The sequence below is a fragment of the Alistipes sp. Marseille-P2263 genome, from assembly GCF_018101075.1.
Lineage (GTDB): Bacteria > Bacteroidota > Bacteroidia > Bacteroidales > Rikenellaceae > Alistipes > Alistipes dispar.
This window is the reverse complement of the sequence record NZ_JAGQEJ010000008.1, coordinates 134,000-145,875: the sequence shown is the minus strand read 5'-3', so window position 1 is coordinate 145,875 and position 11,876 is coordinate 134,000. Positions and strand designations below refer to the sequence as shown.

Annotated in this window: 10 protein-coding genes and 1 other RNA gene; 1 reads left to right on the top strand and 10 read right to left on the bottom strand. The window is 65.6% G+C overall.

Features of this window, described 5'->3' with window-relative positions; translation table 11 throughout:
* Window positions 1-164: 164 nt before the first annotated feature.
* Window positions 165-2,369 carry an alpha-galactosidase gene (locus KB554_RS10555; protein ID WP_211036011.1) on the bottom strand — a complete coding sequence of 735 codons (2,205 nt, stop codon included), beginning with the start codon at window positions 2,367-2,369 and terminating at the stop codon, window positions 165-167.
* 196 nt (window positions 2,370-2,565) lie between these two features.
* Here KB554_RS10555 and KB554_RS10550 point away from each other — a divergent pair, with 196 nt between their 5' ends.
* Window positions 2,566-3,828: an anaerobic sulfatase maturase gene (locus KB554_RS10550; RefSeq protein WP_211036010.1), complete on the top strand. Its 1,263-nt coding sequence runs from the start codon at window positions 2,566-2,568 to the stop codon at window positions 3,826-3,828.
* Between the two features lie 55 nt (window positions 3,829-3,883).
* On the opposite strand, the gene rnpB is transcribed toward KB554_RS10550, so the two are convergent.
* The 9 genes from rnpB to KB554_RS10505 all read right to left on the bottom strand — a co-directional run bounded on the left by rnpB (window position 3,884) and on the right by KB554_RS10505 (window position 11,791).
* Window positions 3,884-4,304: RNase P RNA component class A (gene rnpB / locus KB554_RS10545), an RNA gene on the bottom strand.
* A 130-nt stretch (window positions 4,305-4,434) separates the two neighbouring features.
* Window positions 4,435-5,817 (bottom strand): aldehyde dehydrogenase, encoded by a 1,383-nt coding sequence (locus KB554_RS10540; RefSeq protein ID WP_211036009.1) that lies wholly within the window; start codon window positions 5,815-5,817, stop codon window positions 4,435-4,437.
* Window positions 5,818-5,880: 63 nt separating this feature from the next.
* Complete coding sequence (locus tag KB554_RS10535; protein ID WP_211036008.1) at window positions 5,881-6,054, bottom strand: hypothetical protein; 174 nt, start codon at window positions 6,052-6,054, stop codon at window positions 5,881-5,883.
* On the bottom strand, window positions 6,051-7,097 hold the full coding sequence (locus KB554_RS10530; protein WP_141428411.1) for a VWA domain-containing protein: 1,047 nt from the start codon (window positions 7,095-7,097) through the stop codon (window positions 6,051-6,053). Before KB554_RS10530 ends, KB554_RS10535 begins: the two co-directional genes overlap by 4 nt.
* A gap of 13 nt (window positions 7,098-7,110) precedes the next feature.
* Entirely contained in the window at window positions 7,111-8,106 is a 996-nt protein-coding gene (locus KB554_RS10525; protein ID WP_141428412.1) for a VWA domain-containing protein, read from the bottom strand.
* Between the two features lie 15 nt (window positions 8,107-8,121).
* A complete protein-coding gene (locus KB554_RS10520; protein ID WP_211036007.1) occupies window positions 8,122-8,928 on the bottom strand; it encodes a tetratricopeptide repeat protein in 807 nt (268 codons plus the stop codon).
* A 12-nt stretch (window positions 8,929-8,940) separates the two neighbouring features.
* On the bottom strand, window positions 8,941-9,909 hold the full coding sequence (locus KB554_RS10515; RefSeq protein ID WP_141428414.1) for a hypothetical protein: 969 nt from the start codon (window positions 9,907-9,909) through the stop codon (window positions 8,941-8,943).
* Window positions 9,906-10,790 carry a DUF58 domain-containing protein gene (locus KB554_RS10510; RefSeq protein WP_141428415.1) on the bottom strand — a complete coding sequence of 295 codons (885 nt, stop codon included), beginning with the start codon at window positions 10,788-10,790 and terminating at the stop codon, window positions 9,906-9,908. Before KB554_RS10510 ends, KB554_RS10515 begins: the two co-directional genes overlap by 4 nt.
* Window positions 10,791-10,792: 2 nt before the next feature.
* Entirely contained in the window at window positions 10,793-11,791 is a 999-nt protein-coding gene (locus tag KB554_RS10505; RefSeq protein WP_141428416.1) for an AAA family ATPase, read from the bottom strand.
* Window positions 11,792-11,876 lie beyond the last annotated feature (85 nt).

Sequence of the window (11,876 nt, the reverse complement as noted above, 5' to 3'; positions counted from 1 at the left end):
GTTTCGGGCGAAACGGGTCGAAGGATGCCGTTCGGCGTCGTCCGGTCCCGGCGGGGGCGGAGCGGGATGTGTCCGCCCCGCCGGCCGTATTGTGCGGCGGCGGGAATATCGAATGCCCCGGGCCTGCAAGGCCCGGGGCATCGGAATTCGGGGAGAGCGGGGCGTCAGCGCGCCTCCAGCAGGAAAACGGCGCTGTCGTAGATCCTGGAGAGTTTGGGGTTGAGGCCCATGCGGGAGAGCAGTTCGCCGCTGAACGTGCCGCCGTCGAACCAGAAGCGGGGTTCCTCCGTATTCATTTCGCGCACGGTGTACCGGGTGTCGGGATCGAGTCCCCGGATGCGGAACTGCGGGACGGTACGGCTCTGGTAGAGCAGGCAGTAGGTGAACACCACGGCCCGGCGCTTGTCTTTCGAGACATAGGCCAGTCCGTAACAGCCGTTCTCGTCGTAGGGCGAACCGATCCGGTAGAGGTCGCCCTGCATGACGATGTCGCGGTACTCCTTGTAGTCGGCGATGGCGCGGCGGGCCTCGGCGCGCTCCTCTTCGGTCATGTGCTTGGGCTGCAGCTCCATGCCGAGGCGTCCGGCGCACGCGATGTCGAACCGGAACTTGAGCGGCGTGGAGTTGCCCGTCTGGAGGTTGGGCGTCACGGAGACGTGCGAACCCATGACGAGCGCGGGGAAGAAGAGGCTCGTGCCGTACTGGATGCGGGTGCGCGAGAGCGCTTCGGTGTTGTCGCTCGTCCACACCTCGTCGAAGTACCGGAGTGCGCCGTACTCCACGCGCCCTCCGCCCGAGGCGCAGGACTGGATGAGCACGTCGGGGTATTTGGCGCGGATGCGCTCCATCACCTTGTAGAGTCCCTGCGTGTATTCGATCCAGAAGTGCGACTGTTCGTCGGGCCGCTGGAATGCGGAGCCGATGCTGTTCGCGCAGCGGTTGGCGTCCCACTTGATGTAGTCGATGTGTTCCGAGAGCCGCATCGTGTTGTCGAATACCCCGAAGACGAAGTCCTGCACCTCGGGGTTCGAGAGGTCCAGCAGCCACTGGCTGCGCGTCAGGGGCGCTTCGCGGCCGGGCGTGCGGACGATCCATTCGGGGTGCTTCTCGGCCAGCTCGCTGCGGGGGCTGACCATCTCGGGTTCGATCCAGATGCCGAATTTCAGCCCCTTGTCGTGGGCGTAGGAGGCGATGTGGTCGATGCCTTCGGGCAGCTTCTCGCGGTTCACCTCCCAGTCGCCCAGCCCCGCCTTGTCGTTGTTGCGCGGGTATTTGTTGCCGAACCAGCCGTCGTCGAGCACGAACATTTCGAGCCCCATGGCCGCCGCGTCGTCGATCATGTCGGTCAGCGTCTTCGCGTCGAATGTGAAGGCCGCGCCCTCCCAACTGTTGAGCAGCGTGGGTGCGGGGACGTGGCCGTGCCATACGCCGTAGTTGCGGGCCCAGTCGTGGAGGTTGCGGCTCGCGCCGCCCGCTCCGCGGAACGAGTGGGTGTAGATCATTTCGGGGGTCGTGAACGACTCTCCGGGGCGGAGCCGGTATTCGGAGGCGTCGGGGTTGGCGCCCGCCAGCACGGTGAGCGTCTGACACTCGTCGAGTTCGAAGTTGAGGCGGAAGTTTCCGCTCCAGGCCAGCGAGCCGGCGACGACCTCGCCGCAGTTCTCGTCGAAGCGGTCGTTGCCGAGCGTCAGCATGAAGGAGGGGTTTTCGGCGTGGGTCGTGCGCAGGCCGCGTGTCGAGGCGATGCTCTTCGATCCGTGGGTCAGCAGCGTGTGCTCCACCTGCGCTTCGCGCGTCCAGGCGCCGTGGAGGTGGGTCAGCAGGTATTTCTCGGCCCGTAGAGGCATCGCCGACGAGTAGAAGCTGTGCAGCGTCACGGGACCCTTCTCGCGGTTGCGGATGACGGCGCGGGTCGTGATGACGTTTTCGCGGGCGTAGGCCGTATAGACCAGTTCGACGTCCAGCGGCTGCACGGCGTCGGTCATGCGGACGACGGTTTCGGTCACGTTGTCGTCGGCCAGTTTTCGCGTCCGGTGCGAGACGTAGCGCAGTTCGGTGTTCAGGTCGCCGTCGGCGTGGGTCACGCGCAGGGCCGGTTCGTGGTAGTTGCGGCCGCCGAAGGCGGGGTAGGCCACGTCCTCGGTGTTGTGGTCGGGGTGGCGGTAGCTTCGGTATCCGGCCAGCGGGGCGGGGTCGTCGATGCGGCCTCCGAAGTGGAGGAAGCGGACCTCCTCTCCGGGGGCTGCGCTCAGGATGAGCGAAATGTCGTCGGTCCGGATGTCGATGATCCGTTGCGGGGCGGCGGTCTCCGCCGCGCCTGCCGTGAGGGCGGCGCCCAAGGCGCTCAACAGGTACGGTAGTTTTCTCATGTGAAAGGTTCGGTGTTAACGCTGTGAAGGACAAAGATAGTAAAATGTCGAAATAAAACGAAATGTTCCGTAATTCCTCCGCGTTTCGATCTGTATGCGGCGCGTCGCCGTCGGAGGCCACCCGCCTCTTTTGCTCCGTCCGGAGCGGAGGACGGCGGTTTTATTCCTATCTTTGGGCCGTAAACTCGTCCGGACGATGAAGAACAAGGATATTTTCACTTTCCGCGATGCGGAGAAACAGGCGGGCCCCGTGGCGTTCTCGACGATGCTCAAGCCGGCCGGTTCTGCCTGCAACCTCGATTGCGGCTATTGCTACTACCTCGACAAGGCCGCACAGTACGGCGGCCGGCAGGCGGTGATGGCGGACGACCTGCTGGAGCTCTACATCCGGCAGTACATCGAGGCCAACGAGGTTCCCGTGGTGACCTTCTGCTGGCACGGCGGCGAGCCGCTGCTGCTCGGCAGGGACTTCTACCGCCGGGCCGTGGCGCTCCAGCGGAAATACGCCGCGGGCAAGCGGATCAAGAACACGTTGCAGACCAACGGGACACTGGTGGACGAGGCGTGGTGCGAGCTTTTCGCCGAAAACGGCTTCCTGGTGGGGCTGTCGCTCGACGGGCCGGAGGACATTCACGACGCGTTCCGCCGGACGAAGGGCGGGCGCCCCACCTTCGCGCGCGTGATGCGGACGGTCGGGATGTTCCGGCGGACGGGCGTGGAGTACAATACGCTGAGCGTCGTGAACCGGGCCTGCGAGGGGCGCGGCGCGGAGATCTACCGCTTCTTCCGCGATACGGTCGGAAGCCGCTACATGCAGTTTCTGCCCGCCGTGGAGCATGTCGTCGATCGCGCGGGGCTGCACCGTCCGCTGATCGTTTCGCCGGAGACGCAGGGGGCGCGGCCGGCCGAATGGTCGGTGACGGCCGAGGGCTACGGGACGTTTCTGTGCGATATTTTCGACGAGTGGGTCGTCAGCGATGTGGGGCAGTGCTTCGTGCAGCTCTTCGACGCCACGCTGGCCCAGTGGTGCGGCGTGCAGCCGGGCGTCTGCTCGATGGGCGAGACGTGCGGCGATGCGCTCGTGGTCGAGCACAACGGCGACGTCTATTCGTGCGACCACTTCGTCTATCCCGAATACTTGCTGGGGAACATCCGCGAGACGCCGCTCGCGGAGATCTACCGCTCGCGCCGCCGGATCGACTTCGGACTGGCCAAACGCAACGCGCTGCCGGCCGAATGCCTGCGCTGCCGGTACTACTTCGCCTGCCGCGGCGAATGTCCCAAGCACCGGTTCGAGACCGGGTCGGACGGCTGCCGCAAGAATTCGCTCTGCGAGGGGCTTTTCCGCTATTTCCGCCATGCCGAGCCTTACATGGACTACATGCGCGACCTGCTCGCCCTCGAGCAGTCCCCCGCGTGGGTCGTGCCGTTCGCCCGGCGGCGCATGGGGCTGATGTAGGGCGTGCGGCCCGGACGCGAACGGAAGGGGCGCCGCTCGGAAGCGGCGCCCCTTCGTACGTGCAGGTCCTGTAAGCCGGGTTCTGTCCCCGGGGCGGACCCCGGGTCTCTGTCATTTATCTACGGCGGCGGTCTCCCGCCGTCTCAAGCAACCTACCCCCCGACATCGGGCGAGCAACCCTTGATTGCCGGTATACACGGTCTTGCAACCCACGGGACGTACTGCCGGGCGACATCGCTGCCCCCGCGGTGGGCTCTTACCCCGCCTTTTCACCCTTACCCGCCGGACACTCTCCGGAGCGCGGCCCGGAACCCCGAAGGCTCCGTCCGTTCCGCGAATGCCCGCCTGCGGGCGGTCGTTCTCTGTTACGCTCCCACAACCTCACGGCTGTCAAGTCATTAGCTTGCGTGGCGCTCTGCGTTGCCCGGACTTTCCTCTCCCGGCCGGCGGCCGGCAGCGACAGAGCGGACCTGCACGGCAAAGATAGGTATTTCGGCGGGAAAAACCTGCGGCGGCGACGCATTTTTCCTCCGTGCGGCCGTCGGCCCTCCGCGCGGCCGTTCCGGCCCGGGCCCCGGGCGGTCGTTTTCCGCCTCCGTGCGGCGGTCAGAGGATGCGCTTTACGTAGCGGAAGAGTTTGTAGGGCATGTAGCGGAACGGCGGGTCGATCCAGGTCGGCGTCTCGACCACCGCACGGCGGTGCGAGAAGGCGTCGAAGCTGTCGCGGCCGTGGTAGCGGCCCATGCCCGAATTGCCCACGCCGCCGAAGGGCAGGTGCTCGTTGGCGATGTGCATGATCGTGTCGTTGAGGCAGGCTCCGCCCGAAGAGGTGCGCCGCAGTACTTCGCGGCCGCTTTTTTCGGGACCGAAGTAGTAGAGCGCCAGCGGTTTTTCGCGTTCGGTGACGAACGCCACAGCCTCGTCCGTCGTCCGGAACGGGACGACCGGCAGCACGGGGCCGAAGATCTCCTCTCGCATGACCGGGGCGAGGGGATCGACCTCCGTGAGCAGCGTGGGTTCTATGTAACGTTCCGCGCGGTCGGTGCGGCCTCCGAGGCGGACCGTACCCTGCGCGAGGTAGCTTGCCACGCGGTCGAAGGCCCGGTCGTTCACCAGCCGGACGTAGTGGGGGCTTTGCCGGGCGTCGTCGCCGTGCAGGCGCCGCAGCGCCCGGGCGTAGGCCGCGGGGAACGCATCGGCGAGCGATTCGTGGAGCAGCAGGTAGTCGGGGGCGATGCAGGTCTGCCCCGCATTGAGGGTCTTGCCCCATGCGATGCGGCGCGCGGCGGTCTCCACGTCGGCGCCTCGGTCCACGATGCAGGGGCTTTTGCCGCCCAGCTCCAGTATGACGGGCGTGAGGTGCCGCGCCGCGGCGGCCATGACGATCCGCCCCAGCGCGGGGCTGCCCGTGAAGAAGACGAGGTCCCAGCGCCGGTCCAGCAGCAGCGTATTGACGTCGCGGTTGCCCTCGACGACGGCGACGTAGCGCTCGTCGTAGATTTCGCCGATCATCGCGCGGAGCGTCGCCGAGACGTGCGGCGTGTAGGGCGAGGGTTTCAGCACGGCGGTGCAGCCCGCCGAGATGGCTCCGACGAGCGGGTTGAGCAGCAGTTGCACGGGATAGTTCCACGGCGAGACGATGAGCGCCGTGCCGAGCGGCTCGGAGAGGATGCGGCTCGCCGAGGGAAAGAGCTTGAGCGGCGAGGGCCGCCGCTCGGGGCGCATCCAGCGGCCGAGGTGGCGGAGGTGGTTCCTCACTTCGCTCCGCACGATGCTCAGCTCGGTGAGGCCGGCCTCCTCGGGGGATTTGCGCAGGTCCTGCCACAGGGCGTCGCAGAGCCGCCGCTCCCATTGCCGCAGCGCCTGCTCCAGCCTTCGGAGCATGATGCGGCGGAAGTCGGCCGGGAGGGTGGCTCCCGAGCGGAAATAGTCCCGTTGTGCGGCGTGGATCGCCGCGATGCGTTCGGCGGAGGTGTTTTCCAGAGGCATGGCGGTGGGGATCGTTTTATCCGGTGAAGCGGTCCGTCGTGCGGCAAATGCCGGCCCGGCGGTCTATGACGGGACCGAACAGGTACGCGGGAGCGCGCCCTGCGTGAAGCGGCGCGGATGGAATCCCCGCGGGATGCCGCGGGGCGTGCGGTCGCGTCCGAGGGCCGTCCGTCCCGTGATACGCCCGATGCCGGAACCGCCGGTGACGGGCACGCATTTGTCCTTGAACCGGGTCATAGGCCGGGCTCTTTCCGTTCCGGTTCGCGGAAGATGTTCAGGTGCGCCAGCAGCGGATTCCGTCGGTCGAGCACCAGGAATTCCGCCAGGAGCAGTACGAGCGCCGCCAGGAGCAGGTATTGGTACTGTTCGTTGAACTCCTCGAAACGGACCGTCGAAAGCTCGGAGCGCTCCATGTCGTTGATCTCCCGCACGATCTCGTCCAGGCCGATGTCCTGCTTCGTGGCGCGAACGTAGGCGCCGCCCGTCGTCTCGGCGATCTTCGAGAGCATCTCCTCGTTGAGCTTCGAAACGACCATCTCGCCCTGCTCGTCCTTGATGAATTCGCCGTCGATCTGGATCGGCGCGCCTTCGGGCGTGCCGATGCCGATGGTGTAGATGCGGATGCCCTGCCGGGCGGCGCGTTCGGCCACGGCCAAGGCGTCGTCCTCGTGGTTCTCGCCGTCGGTGATGAGCACCACGACGCGGCCGTGCCCCGCTTCCGTCTCGCCCGAGAAGGCGAGCAGCGCCTGTTCGAGGGCCTTGCCGACGGCCGTGCCCTGCACCGGCACGAGCGACGGGTCGATCCGCCGCGCGAAGGCCCGCGCCATGCGGTAGTCGGAGGTGATCGGCAACTGCACCTTCGGCTCGCCGGCGAAGACGATCAGTCCCACGCGGTCCTGCCGCAGCCCTTCGAAGAGCTTGCCGATGGCGTATTTGGTCCGTTCGAGGCGGTTGGGTTCGAAATCCTCGGCGAGCATTGAGTTCGAGACGTCCACCGCGAGCATCATCTCGATTCCCTGCGCCTTCTCCTCGCGGAGTTTGGAGCCCAACTGCGGCCGCGCCGCGGCCAGCGCCGTCAGCGCCACGGCGGTGCAGAAGAGGACGAACCTGAATTTCACGCGCCCGGTGGAGACCTCGGGCATCAGTTCGCCGAGAGTCTCCGGGCGGCCAAAGCGGGCGAGCCGCCTGCGGCGGTTGCGCATCGCCAGCCAGAAGAGCGCGACGAGCGCCGGGACGGCTGCGAGCAGCCAGAGGTATTGCGGATTTGCGAATCGGAACATAGCGGTCTTTTCTTTACGGAATCCGTTTCAGCACGAGATTCGAGAGGAGGAATTCGAGCAGCAGGGCTCCGAGGGCCGCCAGTGCCCACACGAGGAACCGCTCGTGGTAGGAGATGCGCTCGGTGACCTCCACCTTGCTCTTTTCCAACTGGTTGATTTCGTCGTAAATGGCTTTGAGCTTGGCGTTGTCCGTGGCGCGGAAGTATTTGCCTCCCGTCAGGTCGGCCATGGCGCCGAGCGTCTTCTCGTCGATCTCGACCTTGGCCATCACCACGTCGCCCGTGGGCTGTCCGTAGATGTCCACCGCCGGGTAGGGGGCCGTGCCTTCGGTTCCGACGCCGATCGTATAGACGCGGATACCCTGCGCCCGGGCGATTTCGGCGGCGGTCATGGGAGCGATCTGTCCGCGGTTGTTCACGCCGTCGGTCAGCAGGATGATGACCTTCGACTTGGCCTCGCTCTCGCGCAGGCGGTTGATCGCCGTGGCCAGTCCGTTGCCGATGGCCGTGCCGCTGTCGTCGATCAGTCCGCTGCGGATGCGCGCCAGGAGCGTCTGGAGCGTGCTCTGGTCCGTGGTCAGGGGGCTTTGCGTGAAGGCTTCGGCGGCGAAGACCACCAGTCCGATGCGGTCGCCGTAGCGGTCGGCGACGAACGAGCCGGCCACCTCCTTGGCGGCCGTGATGCGGTCGGGCCGGAAGTCGCGGGCGAGCATCGAGGCCGAGACGTCGATGGCCAGCACGATGTCGATGCCCTCGGTGTTCGTGCGGACGTTCTGTTCGATGTCCTGCGGCCGCGCCAGCGCCACGACGAGCAGCGCGAAGGCCGCCGCACGCAGCGCGAAGGGCAGGTGGCGCAGGTAGTGGCGCACGGTCTTCGGTGCGTGCAGAACGCCTGCCACGGTCGAAATCCGGATCGCGGCGCCGCCCTGCATCGTGCGCCAGACGTAGTAGGCGGTCATCGGCGCGAGCAGCGTGAGCAGCCACAGATAATGGGGTGATGCGAATTGCATGGTCGTTTCGTTTTTTTACCAGTTCTTCCTGCCGCGGACCACGACGCCCCGTTTCTCCTTGAGTTTCTCCTGCGTCTTGTCCTCCTGGGCCTGAATGGCGTCGAGAATCTGCTCCTGCTCCTGCGGCGAGATGCCCGGAGCCTGCTGCGGCGAACCCTGTGCGTCGCCCTGCTCCCCCTTGTCGGATTGCGGGGGCTGCTGCGGGTTTCCGTCCTGCCCGGGATCCTTCCGGTCCTGCTGCCCCTGCTGCGGGTCCTGCCGTCCCTGTCCCTGCTGCGGATTCTGCTGCCCCTGCTGGTTCCGATCCTGGTTCTGATTCTGATCCTGATCCTGGTTCTGATTCTGATCCTGGTTCTGCTGGTCGTTGCCGCCTCCGCCGTTCTGGTCCTGGTCGAGCAGCCGCTTGGTGTAGGCGTAGTTGTACTTGGCCTCCATGTCGGACGGGTTCAGCCGCAGCGATTGCTTGTAGCTTTCGAGCGCCTCCTTGTACTTCTGCTGCTTGAACTGTGCGTTGCCCAGATTGTAATAGGCTTCGGCCAGCTCCGTCTCCGGACGCAGCGTGTCGGCGGCGGCCTGCCGGAGGGTCTGTTCGGCGCGGTCGAAGCGTTCGGCCTTGTAGAGGGCGTTGCCGAGGTCGTAGGTGGCCTCGAACTGCCCCGGGACGGCTTCGAGCGCCTGTTCGTAACGGCGGATCGACTCCTCGTAATTGCCCTTGGCGTACTGCCGGTTGCCTTTGCGGACCAGCGAACGTTCGGGCATCTGCTGCGCTCCGGCCGCGGCGGCCGTGAGCAGGAACAGGAGCGTATAGAGTGACTTCTGCATCGTTGTCGCGGTTTAGTTTTGCGTCGGGTCCGCCTCTCCGGCCGGGGTCTCCTCCTCGACGGGTTTGGTCTCCTCGACGAAGTAGTAGGCTTTCAGATAGTCGGCCTCGTTCTCCTCGGCCGGCGGCGTCGCCTTGGCGAACTTCACCAGATCGGCGTCGCGCAGGATCGCCGTGAGGTCCATGCGGGCCTTGTCCGGAAGCTCCTCCGCGCGCATCGCGTCGATGATCTCGTCGGAGGTCATCTCCATCGCTCCGATGTCCCAGCGCGCCGCGATGTAGGTGCGCAGGATGTCCGTCAGCCCCGAATAGTACTGTTTGTGGCGGTTGTTCTGCCACAGTTTCTGGTTGTGGAGCGCTTCGAGCGCCTGGATGGCCGCGACGTGCGGCGGCAGCGGCGGGGCGGGTTTGAACAGGTCGCCGAGCCGTTTGCCGCGGGCCGCGAGCCAGCGGTGGAGGGCGTAGGCCGCGGCGGCCAGCAGCGCGAGCGCCAGCAGGCTCCAAAGGACGTAGCCGCGGATCTCGCGGAACCGGAACGGCAGGGTGCGCTGTCCCTTCAGGTCGTAGATCGACTGCGACGTGGAGTCGATCTGGAACGTCGTCACCTCGAGATAGACCGAGTCGCGGCTCGAAAGCGTGTCGAGGATGTTCTTGTCGGCGTAGAGCACCCGCGCCGTGCCGAGGTTGTAACGGCCCTCGTCGAAGGCCGCGAGGCGGTAGCGCTTGCGCAGCTTCAGGCGGCGTCCGTCGCGTTCGAGCGTATCGACCGGCAGGCTCTCGACCACCTCGATCTTGCCGTCCCGGTCCTCGAACTCCGGGAACTCCACCACCTGCACGAGGTCCTTCTCCACGTCGATCACCAGATCGAAGCGGTCGCCGATCAGAATGCTGTCGGGTTCGGCGTGCGCCGTGACCGTCGGCGTGTTCTGCGCCGCGGCCGGCACGCCGGCCAGCAGGAGGAGCGTTGCTAAGAGTCGTCTCATCGCTGTTTGAAGAGTTTCATCAGTTCGGCCACATAGTCCCCGTCGGTGGAGATCGTCGCCGTGTCGATACGGTTGTGCTTGAGCGTCTGCTCGATGCCGGCGCTGCGCCGTCTCCACGATTCGGCGTAGTGCTCGCGCACGGCGCGCGAGGAGGTGTCCACCCAGACCTTGCGCCCCGTCTCGGCGTCGCGCAGCTCGACGATGCCCACGTCGGGCAGCTCCGTCTCGCGCGGGTCGTAGATGCGGATGCCCACCAGGTCGTGCCGTCCGCCGGCGATCTTCAGCGCGTCGTCGAGGGCCGAGCGGTCCTGCGAGGAGTCCATGAAGTCCGAGAGGATGAAGGTCGTGCAGCGCTTCTTGTTCACGTTGGTCAGAAAGCGCACCGGCTCGGAGAGCTTCGTGCCCGCGGATTCGGGGCGGAAGCCGATGAGCTCGCGGATAATCATGAGGATGTGGCTGCGCCCCTTCTTCGGGGGGATGAACTTCTCGACCTTGTCCGAAAAGAAGATGCACCCCACCTTGTCGTTGTTCTGCGCGGCCGAGAAGGCCAGCACGGCGGCGATTTCGGTGATGATGTTTTTCTTGAGCCGCTCCGTCGTGCCGAACATGCGCGACGCGGAGACGTCCACGAGCAGCATCATCGTCAGCTCGCGCTCCTCCTCATAGACCTTGATGTGGGGCTTGCGCGAGCGGGCCGTCACGTTCCAGTCGATGTCGCGCACGTCGTCGCCGGCGCGGTACTCCCTCACTTCGGAAAACGACATGCCCCGCCCGCGGAAAGCCGTGTGGTACTTTCCGGCGAAGATCTCGTTCGAAAGACCGCGCGTCTTGATTTCGATCTTCCGGACCCGTTTCAGAATATCGTTTTCGCTCTCCTGCATCGTCAGGGTACGATTACGTTGTTCAGGATGTCGGTGATGATCTCCTCCGAGGAGATGTTCTCGGCTTCGGCCTCGTAGGTCAGGCCGATGCGGTGGCGCAGCACGTCGTGGCAGACGGCGCGCACGTCCTCGGGGATGACGTAGCCGCGGCGGCGGATGAAGGCGTAGGCGCGGGCGGCCCTGGCCAGCGAGATCGACGCACGGGGCGAGCCGCCGTAGGCGATCAGGTTCTGCAACTTCCCGAGGTTGTACTCGGCCGGCTCGCGCGTGGCGAAGATGATGTCGATGATGTACTTCTCGATCTTCTCGTCCATATAGACGTCCTCGACCACCTTGCGGGCCTTTACGATGTCTTCGGGCGCGATCACCTTGTTCACCGCGGGCATGCCCGTGCCGGCGAGGTTCATGCGCACGATGTCGCGCTCCTCCTGCTTGTTGGGGTAGGAGATCTTGGCCTTGAGCATGAAACGGTCCACCTGCGCCTCGGGCAGCGGATAGGTTCCCTCCTGTTCGAGCGGGTTCTGCGTGGCCAGCACGAGGAAGGGCTGCGGCAGCGGGTAGGTGTCGTCGCCGATGGTCACCTGCCGCTCCTGCATCGCCTCGAGCAGCGCCGACTGCACCTTGGCCGGCGAGCGGTTGATCTCGTCCGCCAGCACGAAGTTGGCGAAGACGGGACCCTTCTTGACCACGAAATCCTCGTTCTTCTGCGAGTAGATCAGCGTGCCCAGCAGGTCGGCGGGCAGCAGGTCGGGAGTGAACTGGATGCGCGAGAACCCGGCATCCACGGCACGGGCCAGCGTGGTGATGGCCAGCGTTTTGGCGAGTCCCGGCACGCCTTCGAGCAGGATGTGTCCGTTGGAGAGCAGACCGATCAGCAGCGTATCGACCAGATGGCTCTGTCCGACGATGACCTTGCCCATTTCGGTGCGCAGCGTATCGACGAAGACCGATTCGCGTTCGATGCGCTCGTTGAGTTCCTTGATGTTGATGACTTCGCTCATGTTTTATCGTTTGTTGTATCGTTGTCGCGGTTACCCTTTTAACGTTCGTCATGCAAAGTTATTATTTTTCCCGAAAAATTCTTCG